The organism is Pedobacter agri (assembly GCF_032678665.1).
In the GTDB taxonomy this organism is placed as follows: domain Bacteria; phylum Bacteroidota; class Bacteroidia; order Sphingobacteriales; family Sphingobacteriaceae; genus Pedobacter; species Pedobacter agri_A.
The window spans coordinates 1-25,099 of the sequence record NZ_JAVTSH010000013.1 but is presented as its reverse complement, the minus strand read 5'-3'; the positions used below and the strand labels follow the sequence as shown (position 1 = coordinate 25,099).

Annotated in this window: 14 protein-coding genes; 9 read left to right on the top strand and 5 right to left on the bottom strand. The window is 36.9% G+C overall.

What is annotated here, in order from left to right; translation table 11 throughout:
- Nucleotides 1–23 precede the first annotated feature (23 nt).
- The 3 genes from asnB to R2Q70_RS21400 all read left to right on the top strand — a co-directional run bounded on the left by asnB (nucleotide 24) and on the right by R2Q70_RS21400 (nucleotide 4,446).
- A complete protein-coding gene (gene asnB / locus R2Q70_RS21410) occupies nucleotides 24–1,877 on the top strand; it encodes an asparagine synthase (glutamine-hydrolyzing) (RefSeq protein WP_316809594.1) in 1,854 nt (617 codons plus the stop codon).
- 102 nt (nucleotides 1,878–1,979) lie between these two features.
- The gene (locus tag R2Q70_RS21405) at nucleotides 1,980–2,849 is read left to right on the top strand and encodes a polysaccharide lyase (RefSeq protein WP_316809593.1); all 870 of its coding nucleotides are present in this window, start codon (nucleotides 1,980–1,982) and stop codon (nucleotides 2,847–2,849) included.
- Nucleotides 2,850–3,132: 283 nt separating this feature from the next.
- Nucleotides 3,133–4,446: a UDP-glucose/GDP-mannose dehydrogenase family protein gene (locus tag R2Q70_RS21400; protein WP_316809592.1), complete on the top strand. Its 1,314-nt coding sequence runs from the start codon at nucleotides 3,133–3,135 to the stop codon at nucleotides 4,444–4,446.
- A gap of 2 nt (nucleotides 4,447–4,448) precedes the next feature.
- On the opposite strand, the gene R2Q70_RS21395 is transcribed toward R2Q70_RS21400, so the two are convergent.
- Together R2Q70_RS21395 and R2Q70_RS21390 are read right to left on the bottom strand one after the other, a co-directional pair.
- Nucleotides 4,449–4,946: a glycosyltransferase gene (locus R2Q70_RS21395; RefSeq protein ID WP_316809591.1), complete on the bottom strand. Its 498-nt coding sequence runs from the start codon at nucleotides 4,944–4,946 to the stop codon at nucleotides 4,449–4,451.
- The gene (locus R2Q70_RS21390) at nucleotides 4,943–5,383 is read right to left on the bottom strand and encodes an oligosaccharide biosynthesis protein Alg14 (RefSeq protein ID WP_316809590.1); all 441 of its coding nucleotides are present in this window, start codon (nucleotides 5,381–5,383) and stop codon (nucleotides 4,943–4,945) included. Before R2Q70_RS21390 ends, R2Q70_RS21395 begins: the two co-directional genes overlap by 4 nt.
- A 651-nt stretch (nucleotides 5,384–6,034) precedes the next feature.
- Here R2Q70_RS21390 and R2Q70_RS21385 point away from each other — a divergent pair.
- The 3 genes from R2Q70_RS21385 to R2Q70_RS21375 are packed head-to-tail and all read left to right on the top strand — an operon-like array spanning nucleotide 6,035 to nucleotide 17,374.
- Nucleotides 6,035–12,634, top strand: coding sequence for a polyketide synthase (locus R2Q70_RS21385; protein WP_316809589.1), 6,600 nt, complete (start codon nucleotides 6,035–6,037; stop codon nucleotides 12,632–12,634).
- A 1-nt stretch (nucleotide 12,635) separates the two neighbouring features.
- Complete coding sequence (locus R2Q70_RS21380) at nucleotides 12,636–16,664, top strand: condensation domain-containing protein (protein WP_316809588.1); 4,029 nt, start codon at nucleotides 12,636–12,638, stop codon at nucleotides 16,662–16,664.
- Entirely contained in the window at nucleotides 16,661–17,374 is a 714-nt protein-coding gene (locus tag R2Q70_RS21375) for a 4'-phosphopantetheinyl transferase family protein (RefSeq protein ID WP_316809587.1), read from the top strand. Before R2Q70_RS21380 ends, R2Q70_RS21375 begins: the two co-directional genes overlap by 4 nt.
- Before the next feature lie 55 nt (nucleotides 17,375–17,429).
- On the opposite strand, the gene dxs is transcribed toward R2Q70_RS21375, so the two are convergent.
- On the bottom strand, nucleotides 17,430–19,358 hold the full coding sequence (gene dxs / locus R2Q70_RS21370; protein ID WP_316809586.1) for a 1-deoxy-D-xylulose-5-phosphate synthase: 1,929 nt from the start codon (nucleotides 19,356–19,358) through the stop codon (nucleotides 17,430–17,432).
- A 288-nt stretch (nucleotides 19,359–19,646) separates the two neighbouring features.
- Between dxs and R2Q70_RS21365 the strand changes: the two genes are divergently transcribed.
- The 3 genes from R2Q70_RS21365 (at nucleotide 19,647) to glyA (ending at nucleotide 22,082) form a co-directional block, all read left to right on the top strand.
- Complete coding sequence (locus R2Q70_RS21365) at nucleotides 19,647–19,838, top strand: hypothetical protein (protein ID WP_316809585.1); 192 nt, start codon at nucleotides 19,647–19,649, stop codon at nucleotides 19,836–19,838.
- 63 nt (nucleotides 19,839–19,901) lie between these two features.
- On the top strand, nucleotides 19,902–20,648 hold the full coding sequence (locus R2Q70_RS21360; RefSeq protein ID WP_316809584.1) for a segregation and condensation protein A: 747 nt from the start codon (nucleotides 19,902–19,904) through the stop codon (nucleotides 20,646–20,648).
- Nucleotides 20,649–20,810: 162 nt separating this feature from the next.
- Complete coding sequence (gene glyA, locus R2Q70_RS21355) at nucleotides 20,811–22,082, top strand: serine hydroxymethyltransferase (protein ID WP_316809583.1); 1,272 nt, start codon at nucleotides 20,811–20,813, stop codon at nucleotides 22,080–22,082.
- A 253-nt stretch (nucleotides 22,083–22,335) separates the two neighbouring features.
- On the opposite strand, the gene R2Q70_RS21350 is transcribed toward glyA, so the two are convergent.
- Together R2Q70_RS21350 and R2Q70_RS21345 are read right to left on the bottom strand one after the other, a co-directional pair.
- The gene (locus R2Q70_RS21350) at nucleotides 22,336–23,712 is read right to left on the bottom strand and encodes a hypothetical protein (protein WP_316809582.1); all 1,377 of its coding nucleotides are present in this window, start codon (nucleotides 23,710–23,712) and stop codon (nucleotides 22,336–22,338) included.
- Nucleotides 23,713–23,772: 60 nt separating this feature from the next.
- Nucleotides 23,773–24,471: a ComF family protein gene (locus R2Q70_RS21345; protein ID WP_316809581.1), complete on the bottom strand. Its 699-nt coding sequence runs from the start codon at nucleotides 24,469–24,471 to the stop codon at nucleotides 23,773–23,775.
- Nucleotides 24,472–25,099 lie beyond the last annotated feature (628 nt).

The window sequence follows — 25,099 nt, the reverse complement described above, 5'->3', positions numbered from 1 at the left end:
CTTTAAAGATAACCTATAAGAATATGTGTGGAATAGCCGGTAGTATTAACTGTAAATTATCAGCCTTTGAATTAGACGCTCTTAAACATAGAGGACCAGACTTTCAACAATTGATCGATTTCGATATGGGAGGAAATAAAGTATATTTCGGCCATACTCGTCTATCTATTTTAGATCTTTCAGAAAATGGAAATCAGCCGATGTTTACCAAATGTGGTAACTTCGGGATTGTATTTAATGGTGAGGTTTACAATCACTTAGATTTAAGAAAAAAGTTGCCTGGGGTAACTTTTCACGGCAATTCTGATACGGAAACGATTCTCTATTATTTAAAGGAATACGGTATTGCAGCTGTAAATGACTTTAATGGAATTTTTTCTTTTGGATTGGTTGATAAGATAAAACAAAAAGTTTATCTGGTTAGGGATCATTTTGGTGTTAAACCACTTTATTATTATCAAAACGGGAAATCATTAATTTTTGGCTCAGAGATGAAGATTATTAAAAATAATCCAATTTATGAAAAAGCAATAGATACGAATGCGCTGAATACTTTTTTAACTTTTCGGTACAATCCAGCACCATTTACTTTATTTAAAGACATAAAAAAGTTAGAGGCAGCAACTTATCTGGTTTATCACCAGAATGGAGAAACTGAATTAATCAATTACTGGAAAAAACCACAACTAATTAATCAGAACATTGATGAGCATGAGGCCATTAAGGAATATCAACGTTTATTGGAACAAGCGGTTAAAAGACAGTTATTAAGTGATGTACCGGTAGGTTTACTGCTAAGTGGCGGTCTGGATTCTGCAGTGTTGGGTCATTTGATGTCACAACATAATAGCCATCCTATTCAAACGTTTACCGTTGGTTTTAAGGGAAAGGGTAATTTTAACGAGTTAGATGATGCCAGAGATACTGCAAAATTTATTGGTGCGGAACATAGAGATATTTTTATGGATCGCCAGCAATATATGGACTATTTTTACAAATCTTTTTACCATACTGAAGAGCCAATAGCAGAGCCTACAATACCTGCACTGTTTTATGTTTCTAATCTAGCATCTCAACATGTAAAAGTGGTATTGAGTGGCCAAGGCGCAGATGAACCGATGGCAGGATACAAACGGTACAGGGGGGAGAAAATATTATCAGATTACGCGGGTTTATTATCAATGTTACCGCTGTCTCTTGCTCAAAAAATGTTTCCAACCAATAACGCAATTGAAAGAGGCGTATACTCATCGCAATTTAAAGATGAGCTGGATAGATTCATAGCAATATATACGATGTTTACCCCAGATTTGAAAAAACAACTCTATCAAGATAACATTGCTCCGTTAATTGATCAGAGCCAAAGGGTTCATTTCGAAAGATATTATAATCAGACAGATCCAAAAGCTGATTCGCTATCTAAACTTTTGTTTTTAGATACCAGAGGAATGTTGCCAGATAACCTGCTTATTTTTAATGATAAAATGACTATGGCCAACTCAATAGAAAACAGGGTACCTTATTTAGATACTGATTTAATTAACTTTATTGAAACTTTGCCTATATCTTTAAAATTAAGAGGTAAGGTTGGCAAGTACATTCATCGTAAAGCCGCTGAAAAATGGCTTCCAAATTCGATCATTAACCGTAAGAAAAGAGGTTTTGAAACGCCTGTAGGTGATTGGTTTAAGGAAGAACTGGCTGGTAATTTAAGAGATCTGATCGATTCAAATCAATCATTCAGCAAACAATATTTCCATGTAGGCGCGATTAAGAATATGATAGATTTGCACAAAAACAAAAAGAAAGATTATAGAAGAAATCTGTTCATGTTATTATCATTAGAACTGTGGTATAAAAACTTCTACCATTCATAGACTTTTAATAAAACTTAGTTCATTTTGTTCATACCTTAAATATTTCTTGTTTATTTAAAACTTTGCATTAATTTTAGGACGTCCTTAAAAATTCTTGCTCCTATGAAATATCGTAAAATGGTGTTGCTACTATGTGCTACGTGTATGTATTCATTTTTCATGGTTTCCTGTGAAAAAACTATCGATTTCTATCCTGGTGTTCCAAAAAGTGTAGCTGTTAGCTCAATCCTAAAGTTACCTGATACGTTAGACGCCTCGGTTTATCAATATTATAACTTCAATTCAACGATTGGCGATTGGTACGAAGTTAGTCAGTGCTGCGTATGGTCTGCTAGTGTTGATAAACAAATAGTCAGGGCTGGCAGTGGTTCGATGAAGGTAGAACTACGCAGAAATGATTTGCCAAATGGTCACCGATCTGAACTGGGAACCAAACCTGGCGTACAAAATGAGGATGGCTGGTATGCGGTGTCGTTATACTTTCCATCATCATTTACTTCTGATTCAATTGACGATTGTATTATCCAGTGGCAATCTCTACCCGATTTTACATTTGGAGAACAATGGAGAAGCGCGCCGCTTTGTTTAGGCGTTTCGAATGATAAATTCTTCCTGGATACAAGAACCAGTGCTAAGAGAGTTAATGCTCAGGGTGATTATTCCTATAATCGAAGCGATCTGGGGTTAGTTGAAAAAAACAAATGGAGTGACTGGGTTTTCCATATTAAATGGAGCTATGACAATTCAGGTATTTTGGAAATATGGAAAAATAAAACAAAACTTGTCAGTAGAATAAATTTACCGAATTCATTCAACGATGCAAATTATCCATATTTTAAAGTAGGAATATACAGGTATGACTGGGATAAAATCGCCAATAACCCGATAACAAGTAGAACCGTTTATGTTGACGAACTTAAAATTGCCAGTAAAGCTGCAGATCTACAAAAAATGTCGTCTGTTATAAACTAAGTTCTGAAAATAGACCTATGCGTAAAATTAAGGGTTTCGGATGTTGGGTAATGTGCTTACTATATCATGAATTTTTTCCTTTTGCAGTTTTATACCGATTACACTATTCCAAATTATAGGTTAGTTCATTTACACCATAAACAATAATTCAATTCCACTTATTTTATTTAGCTATAAAGGGCTATTGTTAGATCTGTATTGTTTGGATAATTTCGGGGCATTTAAGAGTAGTTATAAGCTCTTATAAAATGTCACTCATAATTTTATTCATCAATCTTTAAAAATGAAAATAGCTGTAATTGGTACTGGTTACGTTGGTTTAGTAACTGGTACTTGTCTTTCGGAAACAGGAAACGACGTAATATGTGTAGACATTGATGAGCGCAAGGTACAAAAAATGCAGCGTGGCGAAGTGCCCATTTATGAGCCTGGATTAGATCTATTGTTTCACAGAAATATTGAGCAGAGTAGGTTAACCTTCACAACAGTTCTTGCTGATGCCATCAAAGACGCCCAGATCATTTTTATGGCTTTGCCAACGCCTCCGGGTGGCGACGGAGCGGCAGATTTATCCTATATTTTAGGTGCCGCTAAAGATGTATCCAAATTAATTACTGAATATAAAGTCATCGTAAATAAATCTACAGTGCCTGTTGGTACAGCAGATAAAGTGAAAGCGGTATTTACAGAAAACACTTCTATTGAAGTAGACGTGGTTTCAAACCCTGAGTTTTTAAGAGAGGGTGTGGCTGTGGATGATTTCATGAAACCTGATCGTGTGGTATTAGGTACAAAAAGTGAAAGGGCTAAAAAATTAATGGCTGAACTTTACGGCCCATACGTTCGCCAGGGAAATCCTATATTATTTATGGATGAACGTTCTTCTGAACTGACAAAATATGCCGCTAATTCTTTTCTGGCAACCAAAATCACTTTCATGAATGAAATCGCGAACCTTTGCGAGCTGGTTGGTGCAGATGTTGATGCGGTTAGAAAAGGAATTGGTTCTGATGATCGTATCGGAAAGCGGTTTTTATTCCCGGGCGTGGGGTATGGTGGTTCATGTTTCCCAAAAGATGTTCAGGCGTTGGTTAGATCAGCTGATGATTATGCCTATGACTTCCAGATTTTAAAATCGGTGATGGAGGTGAATGAACGCCAGAAAACAATCTTGATCGATAAACTATTGAAATATTATAAAAATGATATTAAAGGCAAACATTTTGCACTTTGGGGACTGGCTTTTAAACCAGAAACTGATGATATTCGCGAGGCGCCGGCTTTATATATTATTGATGCTTTGTTAAAGAAAGGTGCTACGGTTACGGCTTTTGATCCTGAAGCCATGAAAAATGTTGAAAATCTGATTGGCGATAAGGTTAGGTATTCAACAAATCAATATGATGCTCTTGATATGGCAGATGCACTTCTTATTGCAACTGAATGGTCTGTTTTTAGAAATCCAGATTTTGAAAATATGGAAAAGAGGTTGAAAAATAAAATTATCTTCGATGGAAGGAATCTATATGACCTTCAAAAAATGATTGACTTAGGGTACTATTATAATAGTATTGGAAGGAAGCTAATAAATAGCTAGCATCAAATGCTAGCTATTTCTTCTGTATAATCTTTAATAGATTCAAGTAATGAATCAGAGGCTTCTGAATTTATTTTAAAAAGTGATTTAGCCCCTGTTTCTAAAAACTTTCTGATGTTTTCCAGCAAGTCTTTTTCATCGTTAACTACGTGAACGTAATTAAGTTCTGTCATTTTTTGAGCAGTTGCCCATTGGTGGTTATTTCTGTGTTCTTTTAATTCAATTTTACGCGGAATAACAATGATTGGTTTTTCGCGTTGCAGGGCAGTCAATATTGTGCCCATTCCAGCATGACCAACAATCAGCGTTGCCTCATCAAAATAAAAATCAAATTCTTTGGGAGACAAATACGAAATCGTTTTAATGTTTTTTGCTTTATAGTTTGAATTGAGCACTTGTGCAACAATATCATATCCATTAAGTTTGGGAGCCAATAGGTCCATTGCTTCAATCAAGCGGTCGAAGGGTTCCTGCCCTCCTATTGTGACGAAAATCATCATAAAATATTACCTTTAAAAATAATTTTATTATTTGCCAAATCCGGCCATTGTGTATACACTCGATCTGCAAATCGCATCGCTATTTTGCCGCTCATTGAGATAGTTTCCACATTAGCGATACTATCGATCCAAATCGTTTTTATTCCCATTAATTTACCTATAAGCAGTGCAAATAATCCTGGCGCTGCACCTGTCGTGATAATCAACTCAGGCTTAATTTTTACTAAAACTTTTGTGAGCGATAATGTTGTTTTTAGAATGCTCAAATAATTATTTCTGTTGGTGTCAGGAATTGGGAAAAATTCATGTTCCTTTACCATCACTTCATTTGCTTTAGTGGTGGAAGCAAAAATTAATTCATGATCATTGAATGAAGATTTCAACCGTAAAAGTTGGACCCAGTGGCCGCCTGAAGAGGCAATAGCTAATACTCTCATAACTAATAGTATAAATGTTGGTGAGTATGGATCATAATTGATCTAACCAACACTACGAAAGTAGAAAACGTTGCACTATAGGCCAATAGCCCTTAAATACTACTTATTTCTTAACCGGTTATTATTTTTTATTTAAAATTTTTTACTGATTGACTCAAAAATATCGCTGAAACAGCTTTGATTTCTCATTTCCCATCCTTCGGATAAATTACCAATAACGAATCGCCATATACTATAATAAAATTATAAAGCCCTTTGATTACTGCCGCTTATTGTTTTGATATTTTGATGAGGCGATTTTCCTTATGTGCTGATAGTAAAGATTTCCTAAAAAGCGTTTAGGTTCTCATCTTTTTCCATCACCTATTTTGAGGTGCCCAGATCCGACGAACCAAAGCCTCCTTTGAAGGTATTTTCATTGATTTTGAAGAAAATTTCTAATCCGAATCTAATCTGGATTTGTCAATTATGTTCAATTATAGCCCTTTAAGACTATTATTTGTTATAAAAACTCTTTGTATTTTTGATCATCGTAATATCGCGCCGATATGTTTGAGATACATATGGGCATTATACCAACAAAACTAGATTCTGGATTTAAATAATTTATAATAACAAGTCGTTATTTAATTACCGAAAAATTTTTCAACTATGATCACTAAAGCGATAACAGCATTATTCTCTCAACAGGTTTTATTTGATCAAGATAAAACTGCTTTAGAATTTTATAACGAAAAATTATCCTACAGAGAATTAAATGAAAGGTCAAACCAACTCGCACACTATTTAATTAAGCGGGGCATAACATGCGAAACTTTAGTTCCCCTATGCATTAACAGATCTTTTGAAATGATTATTGGGATATTCGGCATTCTAAAAGCCGGAGGTGCCTATGTACCTATTGATCCAAATTATCCAATAAACAGAAAAGAATATATATTGGCAGATATAAATGCGAATATAATTGTATGTAATGCAGGTAGTGGAGCCGACTTGCCTGATCGGCTAAGCATTATTGATATCAACGACCGGGCAGTTTTAAATGAGTCAAAACTGGATCCTAACTGCCCGGTAAGCCCTGACAATTTAGCATACATAATTTATACTTCTGGTTCTACAGGTAATCCTAAAGGTGTGATGATTGAGCATCATGCCGTTTGCAAATACATCGGCAGTCAAACGGAACTTTTTAATATTAACCATGACGACAAAATTCTTCAATTTTCAAGTTTTTGTTTTGATGCATCTGTAGAGCAAATTTTTCTGGCTTTGTTAAATAGAGCAACGCTGACGCTTATCGATGAACATTCGATAAAGGACAATGAATTATTCGCAAAAATACTTAATGAAAGTCAAATTACTTATTTACATGCTACGCCTGGGCTATTAGAGAACCTGAACCCAACGAGCTTTAAATCATTAAAGCGTGTGATTGCTGGGGGAGATGTTTGCAGCGTTGAACTTGCAAAGAAGTGGGCAGCACATGTTGATTTTTACAATGAATATGGTCCAACTGAAATCACGGTAGCTGCCACGGCATTTTTATGCAAACCAAATGATTTGGACAGCTTAACCACTACACCCATTGGAAAGCCCTTAACGGCTATGCAGGTTTACATACTAGATGGTAACCTGAATAAAGTAGAAGATGGTGAAGCTGGTGAAATGTATATTGGCGGTAATCGCCTTGCCAGAGGTTACCACAACCAATCAGAATTATCACATAAAGTATTTGTAAAAGATCCTTTCCAAACTGGTGAAAAAATGTATAGGACAGGTGATATTGGAAAAATCTTACCTAATGGAAATGTAATTTTTCTCGGGCGATTGGATGACCAGGTTAAAATTAGGGGTTATAGAATTGAGTTAGGGGAAATTGAAAGTAAACTCAATCAACATGAACAAATTAGCCAGTGCATCGTATTGGCCAATGAAACGTCTTTCGGTGAAAAAAAGTTAGTCACTTATTATACCGCGGATGCTCCAATAGATCAACGTTTGCTTATTAATTTTTTAAATAAGCTGTTGCCTCCGCATATGGTTCCAGCCATCTACGTGCCCGTTTTAGAAATGCCTTTGACGAGCAATGGGAAAATAGATAAAAAAACTTTACAATCAATTAAAATTGGGCGGCCGGATTTAGCAAATCTCTATAAAAAACCAACCGGAGTCGTTGAAGAAGATATCTATCGTTTGTGGTCCGCATTTTTAGAAATCACGAAAATTGGTGCCGACGATAACTTTTTCGAATTAGGGGGAGATTCCTTAATGGCTCAACGCATTGCGAGTTTACTGAAGGTTACGTATCCTCGGTTAAGTATTACCAAACTTTACCGGTTTCCTACTATTAGTAGTCTTGCGCAATATTTGACTCAGATAAATACTTCCATAGACGAAAATCTTAACACACCAAGTGAAGGTACTGATATTGCTGTAATCGGTATGGCTGGCAGATTTCCAGGTGCCGATACCATTGATGAGTTATGGGAGATGCTGATTGAAGGAAGGGAAGGGATCACTTTTTTTAATGAAGAAGATTTAGACCCGAGCATACCTGATGATATTAGGAATGATCCTTCTTATGTTAAAGCCCGGGGTGTTCTCAGCCATGCGGATGAGTTTGATCCATCATTTTTTAGCATTAATGCTAAGCTAGCCGAATTAATGGATCCTCAGCAACGGATCTTTCTGGAGATATCATGGGAGGTTTTGGAGAAATCCGGTTATTTATCAGGTAGATATCAGCAAAAAATAGGTGTTTACGCTGGGGCTGGTGTAAACACCTATTATGAAAATAATGTTTTAGCACATCCAGATTTAATCGAAAATCAAGGAAAATTTCAGGTTAACTCAGTTAACGATAAAGATTATATTGCTTCTAGAACTGCTTATCATTTAAACTTAAATGGACCGGCTGTAAATGTGAATTCTGCTTGTTCTACTTCTTTACTGGCCATTGCTGAAGCTGTAAATAGTTTGAGAGCTGGCCAATGTGAGATGGCCATAGCTGGCGCTGCGAGTATTACTTCTCCCATAAATAGTGGCCATCTGTATCAGGAGGGAAGTATGTTGAGTGCCGATGGGCATTGTACCCCATTTGCTGCAAATGCTACCGGAACGCTTTTTAGCGATGGTGCTGGTGTGGTGTTACTTAAAACTTTAAGTGCGGCCCAACGAGATGGTGATGCTATATTTGCAGTAATCAAAGGTATTGGCGTTAATAACGATGGGGGTAACAAGGGAAGTTTTACCGCACCTAGTACTGCTGGTCAGGCCAGTGCTATCTCGGGTGCAATAAGCGATGCTGGTATTAATGCAGCAGATATCACTTACATTGAAGCCCACGGTACCGCAACTCCCATAGGCGATCCTATAGAATTTGAGGGGCTTGTGGACGCTTTTGGTGCGCAGGAAACAAAACAATACTGTGCGATTGGGTCCATAAAGGGCAATATCGGGCATCTAACTCATGCCGCTGGGGTTGCTGGTTTTATCAAAACTTGCCTGGCACTACATCATAAGATGGTACCGGCATCATTGGGTTACAAAAAGCCTAACCCCCACATAGACTTTGACAATAGTCCGTTTTACGTAAATGCAAAACTGACTAACTGGGACGATACAAAAACTCGATATGCGGGTGTTAGTTCTTTCGGTGTAGGCGGTACGAACGTACATGTTGTTTTAGAAAGTTACAAAATCGAAAAGAAGATTGAGAACCAGGCGGCACCGTATGAAATGATCAGGTGGTCTGCACAGAATGAAAATAGTTTACTGAAATTTGAAAGGGTTTTATCGGATTATATGCAGAATAACTCTGCAGTTTCATTAGCTAATATTGCTTATACCTTGCATACAGGCCGAAAAGCTTTCAGCACAAGAAAATTTGCGGTTGGTCAAACCACATCAGCACTTGCAGATATATTGGCAAAACAAAATGTTCCTTATTTAAATGTTAATACTTTACAGGAGACGCCTACAGGAATTGTTTTCACTTTTCCGGGGCAAGGTGCTCAATACTTAAACATGGGCCTTGCGTTGTACGAACAGCAACCTGTTTATAAAGCTGCGATAGACCAATGTGCTTATATTTTAAAAGATTTCATAGATCAGGATATTCGTGACATTATTTTCGCGACCAGCGATATGGCTGTAGCTACAAGCAAATTAAAAGATACCAGATATACCCAGCCAGCATTATTTGCAACGGAGTTTGCTCTTGCCCAGCTTTATATGAGTTGGGGTATAAAACCTAGCCTTTTTATTGGACATAGTGTTGGAGAGTATGTTGCCGCACATTTGGCTGATGTATTTTCTTTAACGGATGCCCTTAAATTAGTGGCTACCAGAGGTGAATTAATTAGCAAGTTACCATGCGGCAGTATGTTATCTGTAAGGCAGAATGCAAAAGTTATTACGAATCTTTTGAGCGAAGACCTATCCATTGCCGCTGTAAATGGTCCCATGCTTTGTGTCGTTTCAGGTCCAACAGATCAAATCGCGAGTTTATCTAAATTACTAGATAAGCAAGAAATTGCAAATAAACCGCTGTTTACAAGTCATGCTTTTCATTCATCCATGATGGATCCAATATTAGCTGACTTTAGCGCGATAGTGGCCGAAGTAAAATTATCAAAGCCAAATATTAAAATTATATCAACAGTTACCGGCAAAATTTTAACCGACCAGCAGGCGATTGATGTGGATTATTGGACAACACACTTAAGAAATACAGTTGAATTTGTAAAAGCCGCTGAGACAGCATTAACGTATGATTCTCCGGTATTTATCGAAGTTGGTCCAGGTACTGTTACCTCAACATTAGTTAAACAGATTGCATTATCTGAAAAGAAAACTGTTAAAGCTATCAACTCTTTAGTGCCAAGTCAGCATGCAGATGAATCTATCCTAAATGCTTTAGGATTATTATGGATTAATGGAGTAGATGTTGATTGGGATGCTTACTATACTCACCAATCTATCGTAGAGTTGCCAACTTATCAATTTAATAGACAAAAATATTGGTTAAGCCCCAAACAAAACAGCCCTAAAAACATGCCGGTTGAATTGCCACAAAAAACATTATCGACACCATTAGCTAAGCAACAAATCATCATGAGAAGAAGAGAAAACCTAGCCCTTGAAGTTAGACAAGTATTAGAAAATGCTTCGGGCATTGAAATGAACGGTATTGATCCCCAGTTAAATTTCTTACAGTTGGGTTTTGATTCGTTACTTCTTACACAAGTAGCCACTTCTTTAAAGCGTAAATTCAATTTGCCTATCACATTTAGAAAACTAAATGAAGAATATAGCAATTTAAATAGTTTAGTTGATTATCTAGATGCCAGTATGCCTGTTGAGGAATTTTTACAAGTTCCAATAGTGGAACCAACAATAGCAGAAATATCCCTACCACAGGCGAGTTCGGTACAACAATCTCCAAGTTATCAAATACCGCTTTACCAATTTCCGCAAGCTGGAATGAATACAGATAATACCGCTTTAGGTTTAATTGCCCAACAGTTAAATATTTTAACTCAACAACTTGTGTTGTTACAAGGGCAAAATACAATACAACAACCAATTCAGGCTCCGGCACAACACGTTGCGCCAATCGCTGTGCAAAATGCCGCGTCAATTGTAGCAAAAACAGTAGATAGCAGCTTATCTAAGGAAGAAAAAGAAGAAATACGAAAACCATTCGGTGCAACTCCTAAAATTGAACGTTCATCTACTTCTGTTACCCAAAAACAAAAAGATTTTCTTGAAAATTTAACACAGCGATACAATAATCAAACCGCCAAAAGTAAAGCTTATACAAATGAGAGCAGGCCATATATGGCAGATCCCCGTGTTGTAACGGGCTTTAGGCCAGCAACTAAAGAATTGGTTTATCCAATCGTAATCAATAAATCCAAAGGCAGTAAAATGTGGGATCTGGATGGCAACGAATACATTGATGCATTGAACGGCTTTGGTTCAAATATGTTAGGACATCAACCTGATGTGATTAAGGATGCTTTACATGAACAGTTGGAGAAAGGTTATGAAGTTGGACCACAGCATCAACTGGCAGCAGCTGTAAGTAAAATGATTTGTGAATTTACGGGGCTTGATAGAGCTGCTTTGTGTAGTACCGGATCAGAAGCGGTTTTAGGCTGCATACGCATTGCCAGAACAGTTACTGGACGATCTTTAATTGTTGCTTTTACAGGCGCTTATCATGGTATAATAGATGAAGTTTTAGTGCGGGGAACCAAGAAATTAAAATCTTTCCCTGCTGCAGCTGGCATTATGCCAGAAGCGGTACAAAATATTTTAGTTTTAGACTATGGAACGCCAGAAAGCCTGGCAATTATTAAAGAAAGAGGTGATGAAATTGCAGGTGTGCTGGTAGAAACGATACAAAGCAGAAGGCCAGAATTCGTACCAGTTGAATTTTTGAAAGAATTAAGATCCATAACCAAACAAAGCGGTTCTGTTCTTATTTTCGATGAAGTGATTACCGGTTTTAGATTTCATCCAGGAGGTGCGCAAGCAATCTTTAACATTAAAGCAGATTTAGCTGCCTACGGTAAAGTGGTTGGGGCGGGTATGCCAATTGGTGTTATTGCTGGTGAAAGAAATTTAATGGACGCATTGGACGGTGGTAATTGGCAATACGGGAATGATTCAGTACCCGAAGCTGGTGTCACTTATTTTGCCGGCACATTTGTCCGTCATCCTTTGGCTCTGGCTGCGGCTTATGCTTCGTTAAAGTATATGAAACAAAAAGGCCCAGATTTACAGAAGGAAATTAATGAAAAAGGAAATTACCTTTCTAAAGTACTAAATCAAGCGTTTGAGAAAAGAAAACTTCCAATTTTTGTAGCCAACTATGGTTCACTTTGGAAAGTAAAGTTCCATCAGGAACTACCTTATAGTGAATTGATGTTTGTTCTATTACGGGAAAAAGGAATTCATATTATAGATGGCTTTCCTTGTTTTATGACAGAAGCCACTTCTTCTTCAGATATCGAGAAAATGATTACCGCTTTTGTAGAAAGTATGGATATGATGATCAAAGTTGGGTTTTTCCCATCAGCATACGAAAATAATCCAGATTTTGATTCCGCTTCAGTTGTGTTTGAAACTAAAAATCCTCCAGTTTCTGGAGCAAAATTAGGAATGGATAAAGGTGGAAATCCGGCATGGTTTATTACTGACCCTGAAAAAAAAGGAAAATACCTTGAGGTAGAAATCTACTAAAATGATAGAAAAAAATACAATCTTCACTGACTTCAAGCCTATTGATTATAATCCATTTAAAAGTGGTTATGAGATAGAGAAGACCGTAGTTATGAACGAGCCTCAGCGCTTGATGTGGCTATCATGTATTATTGGGGGTGATGATGCAAATCTAGCCTATAACGAATCGATATCACTGGATTTGAAAGGTGCATTTAAGAAGGAATTCTTTAAAGACGCCATCAAGGAAGTAGTTTTAAGGCATGAGGCTTTGCGATCAGTCGTTAGTTCAAACGGAGAGTCTATCATTATCTTTAACAATATTCCTTTTGAAATTTCTTATCAGGATTTCTCTTCGTTTGAGGATCAGGCGGTAAGGATTAAAGCTTTCATTTCAGCGGAAATGCAAAATGTTTTTGACTTACAGGAAGGACCGCTGATAAGGGCTTTCATACACAAACTCAATGACACCCATCATTATTTTACCATAGTTGGCCATCATATGTTTTGCGATGGTTGGTCCTTTGGTATTATCATGGAAAATATAGCCAAACTTTATAATGCAAAAATAAGTGGACAGAAAATAGAACTAGAAAATGCCGATCAGATTAGTGAGTACGTAGTTGAGATGGCTGAGTTTAAGAATAGCAAAGAACATGAAGAGGTTAAGGCGTATTGGTTAAATCTTTATAAAGACGGCGCTCCAATTTTAGATTTTCCAACAGACTATCCCAGGCCTCAAAATCGAAACTTTAAATCGAATCGTTTTGATCACCAAATTCCAAATGAACTGGTAGAAAAATTAAAGAAACTGGGTTCAACTTATGGGGCAAGTTTAGTAAATACGCTATTAAGTGCCTTTGAAGTTTTTATTTTTTTGAAAACTAACCAAACTGATCTTATCATTGGGATGCCAACCGCGGGCCAGGCTGCTACAGAGAAGTATGAATTGGTTGGTCATTGCGTAAATTTGCTTGCTTTAAGAAGTACAGTAGATTTGGAAACATCTTTTAATACTTATCTAACTAAACGGAAAAAAGATTTTTTTGATGCTTATGAAAATCAAAAGTTTACGGTTGGTGAACTTGTAGAAAGTTTAGATCAAAAGAAAGACTATTCTCGCATACCCATATTACCCATCATATTTAATGTAGATATGGGATTTGACGCCGCAGTTTCATTTACGGATTTAGAATATGAGCTCATATCGAACCCTAAATTTTTTGAAACATTCGAAATATTTTTGAATGCTACTGGCTCTAAATCTGCATTCTTTTTAGAATGGTCCTACAGCACACAGCTTTTTAAAGAGGATACCATAAAACAAATTTCAAAAGATTTCGAAAGACTGTTAGAATTAATCACAATTAAGCCATCGGTTTCTTTTAAAGAACTTGCAGCTGAAAAGTCAATATACTGGAACGAGCAGTTACTTAAGTGGAATGACACGGCTACCGAGTACTCAAAGGAAAAGAGTTTGAATTTCCTTCTTGAATGTTCGGCAAAGAAATGTGGATTTAACACTGCTGTTAGCTCTGGCAGTAAAACACTCATCTATAATGATCTGATCAAACAAGCGGAGAAGTTATCAAAACATTTAATTAAAAAGGGTGTAAATGTTGGTGATGTAATTGCAATTGCTATGCAGCCATCTCCAGAATTGGCGATCGCAATTCTTGGAATCCTTAAAGCTGGTGCAGCCTTTCTGGTTCTAAATGCTGAAAATCCAAGGCTAAGGAATGCGTATATCCTGGCAGATGCTGAAGTAGAGATAATATTGGTAGCCGAAAATAAAAATGCCCAACACTACGATAACGCAGCCGATATTTCCTTGGAGCGTATCTTAAATAGCAAAGAAGTTGAATTGCATCCAATTGATTTTCCAAGTGTTAATGGTCAAAACATCGCCTATGTACAATATGAATCTCATATAAGTGGCAAGCCTGTTGCCGTTAAAATCAAACATCAAAGTTTAAGTAATGTAATAGCAAGCATTAAAGCTAACCCTGGAATAAAGGAAAACGAAAAATTATTATCAATTGCTACAAACGTTTCCGAGTTTGTTATTCTCGAGTTACTGGTATCTCTAAATAGCGGTGCCCAGATCGTATTTGCAAATTTGCAACAAGCTGCAACTATGCAAGATATTGCTCGCATAATTCAAAAAGAAAACATTGCTATCTTAAGTAGCCAATCATTCTTTTGGAAGAAATTGATTCAACATCGTTGGGATGTAAAGGCTGGCTTGCGGATATGGCATTTTGGTGAGTCATTAACAAAAGAGATTGCCGATCAATTATTGACCAGTGGAAATAAACTTTGGAGCCTGCGCGGACAAACGGAAACAACTTTTGTAACAACCGTAAGAGAAATAGTTAGGGAAGATGAAGGCATAAATTTAGGTTGGCCGGTAAATAATACTCGAATTTTAATCTGTGATGAAGATGGACAACCTACACCGCATGGGAAAACGGGAGAAATATTTGTTAATGGCGATGGGCTGGCCGAAAACTGTTTTACATGGAATGAAGGGCGAGTTTTTCAATTACAAATTGATGGACAGCCAGGTGAAACTTTTTACAAAACCAGCGAGTTCGGGCGGTTTTCTGATAATGGCGACTTACAATATTTTGGGAGGACAGACCAACAAGTCAAAATTAATGGAATAAGGGTTGAACCTGCTGAAATTTCTATTGTGCTGGCAAAGCAAAAAAATATTAAAGAATTAGTTATCATACCTAAAGAAGATAAGCTAGGCGACATTCATCTGCTTGCTTATATTACTTTAATTGACGTTTTAGAAGATCACGACGCATTGATAGATCATTGGAAAAGAATGATCAGCCTTGATTTGCCCGAAATTATGATTCCCAAAAGCTTTATTGTCTTGGATAAGTTTCCGCTTACCGCTAATCATGAAATAGATAAATCAGCGTTACCAAAACCAAAAATTAAAGACAGCGAAAATGAGAATGTCAATCAGCTTCAGCTAGAAAATGAGTCGTGGGTAGCTGCAATTTGGAGTGAGATATTAGGTTTAAAAGAAATAGATAGATTAGATAATTTTTTCGAATTAGGTGGAAATTCCATGCTTGCTGTGAAAATGATGTCGGAAATAGAGAAAATCATTGGCGTTCGTTTACCATTAGCGGTTCTTTTAAAAAATGCTACTGTGGCTCGGCTCACCAAAAGAATTTTATCAGCAGACGAAGATGACCTGTGGACATCTATAGTACCGCTTAAAACATCAGGGTGTAAAACACCCGTTTATTTGATTCATGGCGCAGGCCTTAACGTTCTTTTATTTAATTCTCTTACAAAACATTTTGATGCAGAACAGCCGGTGTATGCCATTCAGGCTTATGGTTTAAATGGCGAAAAAGAAATCCCGACTACAATTGAAGAAATTGCCGGAAAACATATAGCCGAAATTTTCGAAAAAGATCCCGTTGGCCCATTTGCCATAGCAGGTTATTCACTTGGTGGCTATATTGCTTTTGAAATGGCGAAGCAACTTCAGGAATTAGGGAAAGAAGTTTGTTTTTTAGGTTTAATAGATTCTTACGGGTATAACAAACATCGTATTGATAGTGATCCTTTGAAACTTTTGAAAAAATTAAAAAGACAGTTTTATAAACTTCCTTACCTTTCAAAATCATTCATTAACAATCCAAGAGAGGCTATGGGCCATCAGGTAACGGCTTTTAAAAATAAACTTAATTTCTTTGTTTCCCCCGAAAAGATCGTCAAGCAGTTTGTCGCATCATCTCAAGAGAGCGTAGTTTACAAGACTTATGCTAATGCCTATGAAAGCTACGTATTAAAAAAGATTGACATGAAAATTAATCTTTTTAGTGTGGAAAAACGTTTATACTATCTTGATGACAGAAAATATCTTGGGTGGAAAGATTTAACCACGGAACCTTTAAATATTCATAATGTTCCTGGAGATCACAATACATTCCTGCATGCCCCTAATGATATAAGGTTTGCTGAGATTTTACAATCAAGCCTTGATCAGGTTACTCATTTAACTAAAACTCTATCTTGAACTTAAATTTAAAAGAAAAATATTTTAGCCTTCCCAAATTGCAGTTCGATGCTATTGACTCCATAGACTACACAAGCCTTGCATGTGATTACATTATTAAAATAGATATTGGAGTCTATTACGAAAAAATTAAAGATGACTACCGGGAAATTTTATCAGTGGAGGAAGTTGAAAAAGCTTTAAAGTTTAGATCTATTGATGATGCTAACAGGTTTATATGTACTCGCTATGGAATTAGAAATATATTATCCTTTTTTATGAATATTTCTCCAAAAAGTATTGTGTTTCAGTTAGGGTTCAATAACAAGCCGTATTTAGAGGGTATCGAATTCAATATTACACATTGTGCAGATTTGGTAATTTTTGCTATTTCTAAAAATCCTATTGGGATAGATATTGAATTTTGTAAAAAAGATTTTGATTTTAATGGTATTACAGCAATTACTTTTACTAAGCCAGAACTAAAGCTACTGAAGAATGGACCATACGCTAATCAAACTTTTTATTGGCTTTGGACCAGAAAAGAAGCATTATTGAAAGCGACAGGTGAAGGCTTAATAGATCAAATAAATGAAATATCAGTATTAAAGGACCAAGCGGTTCGCTTTACTAAAACTTATAACTTTTACAGTTTTAAGGTATCTGATGACTATATAGGCTGTATGGCATCCTCATCACTCAAAAGTATCAGATGTTTTAACTACACTTGATGAAAGTAAAGTCTAACTTTCATCAATAAATTATACTTAATTTATTGATGAACACCTATCCCACCATACTATCTGTCACTCTCTTAAACCCTACCTTTCTTACGGCATGAATAATAGCAGCCTTATCATAACCACATTCTGCCCAAAGTTCCGCTTGTTCGCCATGTTCTACAAACTGATCAGGAATACCCAGGCGGATCACATTTGAAGTATAACCATGATCGGACATAAATTCCAGTACAGCCGAACCAATGCCTCCAGGCAGTGATCCATCTTCTACTGTAATTATATGTTTATATTTTGAGAACACTTCACGTAACATCTCTTCATCTAAAGGTTTTACAAACCTTAAATCATAATGCCCAGGATATATACCTTCGCTATTTAATTCCGAACGTGCTTCAACGGCAAAATTGCCAACATGTCCAATGGTTAGTAATGCCACATCTTCTCCGTCGCAAATTTTTCGCCCTTTGCCGATTTCCAAAGCTTTAAAAGGTCTTTTCCAATCTGGCATCACGCCATTTCCACGAGGATAACGAATTACAAACGGGCCCATGTTTTCCTGTTGAGCGGTGAACATTAGGTTACGTAACTCTTCTTCGTTCATTGGAGATGAGATAATCAGGTTAGGGATACATCGCATGTAAGCGATATCATAAGCGCCATGATGTGTAGCACCATCGGCACCCGCTAAACCAGCCCGATCTAAACAGAAAACAACATTTAATTTTTGTATAGCTACATCGTGAATAACCTGATCGTAAGCACGCTGCATAAAACTCGAGTAAATATTGCAGAAAGGAACCAATCCTTGTGCGGCTAATCCAGCTGAAAAGGTTACTGCATGTTGTTCTGCTATGCCCACATCAAAAGCCCGCTTAGGCATGGCTTTCATCATAATATTTAACGATGAGCCAGAAGGCATTGCAGGAGTAATTCCTACAATTTTATTATTCGCTTCTGCAAGTTCTACCATTGTATGCCCGAAAACATCCTGATATTTGGGAGGTTGCGGCTTATCCGGAACACTTTTTTTGATCTCGCCGGTAATTTTATCAAACAAACCTGGGGCATGCCATATGGTTTGATCTTTTTCTGCCAATGCAAATCCTTTACCCTTTACTGTAATACAGTGTAATAATTTGGGACCAGGAATAGCTGATAAATCTTTAATGGTTTGTGCTAAACGTTTAACATCATGGCCATCAACAGGGCCAAAATATCTGAAATTTAATGCCTCAAATAAATTGCTTTGTTTTAATAAAGTACCCTTGATGCTTTTCTCTATTTTCTTTACATACTTATGTGCATTTGGGCCTAGTTTGGAAAGGCCAGCCAGCACACTCGATATATCATCGCGAAAGCGATTGTAAGATTTTGAGATGGTAATACTCGTTAAATATTCTTTAAGTGCGCCAACATTCGGGTCAATTGACATGCAGTTATCATTTAAGATAACCAGTACGTTGCTGTTCTCAATACCTGCATGATTTAAGCCTTCAAAAGCTAAACCGGCTGTCATGGCACCATCGCCAATAACCGCAACATGCTGTCTGTTCGATTCTCCTTTTAATTGAGAAGCAACAGCCATTCCTAAAGCTGCAGAGATGGAAGTTGAGGAGTGGCCAACCCCAAACGTATCGTATTCGCTTTCCGAAATTTTGGGAAAACCGCTTATTCCTTTATATATACGGTTGGTATGGAACAATTCTCTCCGGCCAGTTAGGATTTTATGGCCATAAGCCTGGTGTCCAACATCCCAAACGAGTTTGTCGTAGGGCGTGTTTAAGGCATAATGAAGTGCTACCGTAAGTTCTACAACACCTAAACTGGAGCCAAAATGGCCACCATTCACACTCACAACATCAATAATGTATTGACGTAATTCTTGGCTTATTTGTTCTAAGTCAGATTCGCTATATTGCTTTAAGTCAGCAGGATAGTTGATTTTAGATAATAGGGGGCCAGCTTTAACTTGCATTCGGTAGTTGGGTAAAAAACAAGATACAAAGTAAGGTATTTTTGTTTTAATACAGAAGAAAAATCGCATTGGTAACTAATTATCTTCAAATAGGTTGAAATATGATAGGCTTCTTCGATAATAGGCAAACACGTAAAGCCTAAATGCGTAGTAGTAATACTACTTTACTAAGATTTATGCATATTCTTTATCTATATTTGCATCATCATTTTCTACCATATTACTAAGTTGGTCGACTTGAGTTCTCGAAAGTTTAAAAAAATACCAAATTAGTAAAAAAAACATCCCATGCTAAATTTAACCCACTCAACTCCCGTAAATAAACTTAACAAAGTTAAGATCGGTGATGAAATAGTTGATGAATACAATTCTCAAGGTAAGGTAGTTAAAATCAGAAAATCGGTAGTGAACGATTCCAGAGAATTCCTTTTTCATCTAGATTCCAGACAAACGATTTATATTTTAAGTAACGGGATTTAGTTCCTGCCTTAAATTTAATCGGGTACTGGTTACGTCTCGCTGTTATTTATTATTTTTGTTTAAATGCAGTCTGAGAATTTTGAAATAAAGCTTCCTGTTTTTGAAGGCCCCTTCGATTTACTTTTGTTTTTTATCGAACGCGATGAGTTGAATATTCAGGATATTGAAATTGCGAAGATTACCAACGATTTCCTGGCTTATATTCATCAGCTTTTAGCTCTAAATGTCGAAGTAGCCAGCGAATTTATCCTCGTGGCTGCAACATTGATGCGGATAAAATCGAAAATGCTGCTGCCACGTATTGAGGTTGACGAAGCAGGGCAGGAACTTAATCCGGAACAAGATCTAATTGCCAGGCTTATTGCATATAAACAATTTAAATCTGCTGCTGAAGAACTGAAGGCTTTTGAAGAAACCAGAATGCAGCAGGAGCGAAGAGGTAACATCGAATACGATTTATCACTCGCTGCCGAATCCTCTTCTCATCAGGATGAACTGTTATCACTTGATTTATACAAATTATTAACCATTTACCACCGCACTTTGCAAAAGTATGAGTTGCGTAGCGAAGAGGTTAAACATACCGTAGTACAATATCCTTACACTATTGAACAACAAAAACATTTTATCTCTAACTTATTAAACATTAATAAGCAGATTGATTTTGCTATGGTACTCAAAAATTCGGAGAACAAAGTCCATTTTGTTTATAATTTCCTAGCGATATTAGAAATGTTGCAACAACAAATTATTGAAATCACCCTTGGAAGTGGTTTTAATAACTTCAAGGTGAAATCAATAACTGAATAGAGTTGCAGATAGCATATTCACAAATGTTTGCAATTGTTTGGTTTTAATTCTCATTGTTAACTCAAAAGGCAAAGTTTGTAGGTAGCAATTTAACTCATATTCAACCGCTTCGTTAACGATTAATTTCTTACTTTTGCACAAAAAATACAAACCTATATAAGGATGAAACGCGACACCCAAATTTTTGAACTTATTGATAAAGAATTAAACCGCCAGGAGCACGGTTTAGAACTTATCGCATCTGAAAACTTTGTAAGCAAGCAGGTAATGGAAGCTGCTGGTTCTGTACTGACAAATAAATATGCAGAAGGATTGCCAGGAAAACGTTACTATGGTGGTTGCCAGGTGGTAGATGTAGTAGAACAAATTGCGATAGACAGAGCTAAAGAGTTATTTGGCGCTGTCTGGGTTAACGTTCAGCCTCACTCAGGTGCTCAGGCAAATGCTGCTGTTATGCTGGCTATTCTGCAGCCGGGCGATAAAATTTTAGGGTTCGATCTTTCTCATGGTGGTCACTTAACCCATGGTTCGCCGGTAAATTTCTCTGGTAAATTGTACCAGCCACTATTTTATGGTGTAGAGAAAGAAACTGGTTTAATTGATTATAAAAAACTGGAAGAAGTTGCCTTAGCTGAAAAACCAAAATTAATTATCTGCGGTGCATCAGCGTATTCACGTGAGTGGGATTACGCTTTCATTCGCTCAGTAGCCGATAAAATTGGTGCTTTGGTATTGGCTGACATTTCACATCCGGCAGGTTTAATTGCTAAAGGTTTATTGGCAAACCCACTTCCACACTGCCATATTGTAACCACTACTACTCATAAAACACTACGCGGTCCTCGTGGCGGAATGATTATGATGGGTAAAGATTTTGAAAATCCTTGGGGTTTGAAAACACCGAAAGGTGAAACCCGAATGATGAGTAATTTATTGGATATGGCTGTTTTCCCAGGAACTCAAGGCGGTCCTTTAGAACATATTATTGCAGCAAAAGCAATCGCCTTTGGCGAAGCTTTGACAGAAGAGTATGGCACCTATATTAAACAAGTAGCAGCAAATGCCCAGGCAATGGCGAAAGCGTTCGTGGCGAAAGGTTATGGTATTATTTCTGGCGGTACAGATAACCATTTAATGTTAATTGACCTTCGAAACAAAAACATAACTGGTAAAGTGGCAGAGAACGCATTGGAGCGGGCTGAAATTACGGTAAACAAAAACATGGTTCCTTTTGACGATAAATCACCATTCGTAACTTCCGGAATTCGTGTAGGCACTGCGGCCATTACCACCCGTGGTTTAAAAGAAACTGAAATGGAAAAAATTGTTGATTTAATTGATCAGGTACTCACTAATCCTGAAGATGAAGCAAACATCAACGCAGTTAAAGCTGAGGTAATCAATCTGGTAAGTGCTTTTCCGCTTTATAAATAAGCCATAATCATATTTTTTCGAGAAGCAGCTGCATTTACTTGTAGCTGCTTTTTGTTTTTCCGGAAAATTTTGTGTTAAGATAGTCGCAACATTTAAAACGGCTGGGGTGCGAGTAGTAAATATTACTTCGAAGATATGTAAAAGTAAAGGGCCGATATCCTTAGTAGAAATATCGACCCTTACCATCTAAATTAACGCTCTCAATTATATAAACGAGCTTGAAGGTAAATTGTTTTAAAGACCTTGAAAAAAATTATTTTTTTTCAAAACACCCTAACGAGGAAGGAAAATTTCTAGGATTATTCTTCAAATCATGGCTTAGGTAATCAGCAAAATAAAGTTCGTTGCCTAGGTTGTAGCCTTTTTTCAACGCCGAGCTGCTATTGGTTAATTCGAAGTTTCCGAGTGTCCAATTAATAAATCCCGGATCTGCATTAATCAAATTATCATTATTAGCAAAAGCAGTAACATTAGTTTTTATTAAGTTATTCCAAATACTGCTCTGGGTTATTGCATTCGTTTTCTTTTGAATATCCAATTCATTATTAAGTTGCCCCCAAATAATGTTATTGGTAAGGTTTAAATTCAGCCTGTTATAGGCTTTGACCGATAAATAATCAGAAAAAGTTAAGGCTGCGGTTTTACGTGGAAAATTTGGATTGTACCCCGCAAAGGTGTTTTGTTTCAAGTTATAATTACCACCTCCGGCTGCGTATATCAGATAGTTACCACAATTATAAAATAAGTTATTAAATGCAACTAGATCAGAGTGGTTGCCAATGTAACCCGCCACTTGCATGTTTTTGATTACGGTATTGCTTAAAATTAGCTTCGGGGTAGCATTTTTTGTAAGCGAATCTGAAGTGATGCCAACAGAAGCGTTTTTAACGGTCGCATAGGCAATAGTGGCATTGGCTGTTGATTTTATAAATATTCCTTTCCATTGCCCCGGTTCATCAGTATAGGCACTTTCTAGCCGATCACTACAAAACATAATTGGTTTATCAGCTGTGCCCTTTGCGCTTAAATTGCCTTCTACATTTAAGCTGGCATCCTTATGGAAATAAAGCTTTGTGCCAGGATTAATGGTTAAGTTGGCGTTATTCCTGATTGTTAATGCACCCGTAATTACGTAGGGAAGTGCTGATGACCAGGTAACGTCTGAGTTAATTAATGATCCATTTACAAACACCGCATTTTGCCCATAGGCAATAAAGTGCACTGCCTGTTTGTTTCCATTGGTAGAAAACAAAATCGAATCCTGAACAATGAAGGGCAATTGGTTGCTATTGGGATTGATACTTACCTTAACAAAAATGTTTATAGAATCGCCTGCGTTAACTACCAGGTTATTTTTATTGCTTATGCTTTCTCCGTTAATGTTAATGCTAAATGGAGATGAGCCTCCTCCAGCTAAGTTAATTTCTGAGATGTTAACTGCAGCGTTATTTTTATTCACAACCTTGAATCGCTTGGTAATTGAACCAACGGAGGTAAAAACAGTATCAAAAACAACGCTATCTGTAGAAAAATTGAGCCTTGCAGCAGGATCCGTACTAATATGGTCCTCTTTCCTGCACCCAAAAATGAAGCTACTAAAAATTAACGCAAGAAAAATAATGTTACGCATAAATCAAACTTAAATAATTTTCGATTGAAAGCAATACATAATTTCATGCGTATAGATGACCTATTCAGCATAAGCCAGCGCAGCAATACTTACTTTCGCTGCGCCATTTTTAATAAGCTCGTTCGCACAAGCTTCTAAAGTAGCACCAGTTGTAATTACATCATCAACCAGTAATATATGCTTGCCGCTCAACAACTTTGGATCAGCTACTTTGAAAACACCCTGCATATTTTCATACCGGTTGTATCTGCTTTTTTTAGTTTGGCTTTCTGTTTCGGTCGGTCTAATTAAATCAGTTTCGCTAAAAGGAATTTTCATCACATTTGAAATTCCCAAAGCAATGAAACTACTTTGATTGTAACCTCTTTTTCTTAACTTTTTATGATGTAAAGGTACAGGGATTATCAAGTCGATGTCGCAATACAATTGACTCGCTTTTAATCTTTCTCCAAGCTTGCTTCCTAAAAAAGTGCCAATATCAGTTTTAGCATTGTATTTTAAGTTATGAATCAGGTTTTGAACTTTCGCTCCCTTTCTGAAATATAACATGGCCATTGCAGCATTTAAATTAAGTCTTCCCCATAGTTGCTTAGCTACTCTATTCTCTGCATGCAGGTGGTAATCAGTAAAAGGCAAATCATACAAGCATTTCGTGCAAATCAGATATTCACTGTAATATAAGGGTATGCCACAAGCATTGCATGGGTTTGGAAACAACAAACCAATTAGATCATATCCCCAACGTTTTACCGTTAACATATGCCTAATTTATTGAAATTTTGTTAAATAACATATTCATTTTTTGGAAAGCACTGCAACTGCTCATATATAAGTATCGTCCCGCCCTATGTTGCAAATCCTCGCTCGTGCCTCGCTGCGGGTTTTCCACTTCTGTCGGGTTTAGGTGGCACAGGCGCTGCCCCGATCAAATGGCTGGGTGCCAACCTAACTAAATAGAATAAGCCTTCATCAGTTACCTATGTGCTAAGCCCTAAAGCTTTCTTCACTTAACCTCTTCAATTCAGTCTATATTTTCTCTATGTCTATATGGTTCAAAAAAACATGCTGTTTGATTTCCTGGTTTAATACTATATGTTCTCTATATCTATATGGTTCAAAGAACAATGCAGTTTGATATCCCGGTTTAATACTATATGTTCTCTATGCCTATATGGTTAAAAAAACACGTATTCTATATCTAGCTCAAACCTATATGTGCTCTATATCTATATGGTTCAAAACTACCTTTACCACACCTGCCCCAAAAATCCACACCAGGCAACCTTTTAAAACCAATCAACTGCTAAAATGTTTTGAACTTTTTCTCTTTGATAAACAGCGTTTTATCCGGGGCTGAGCAACAAAAGCCATTAAGCTATTTGCAGAC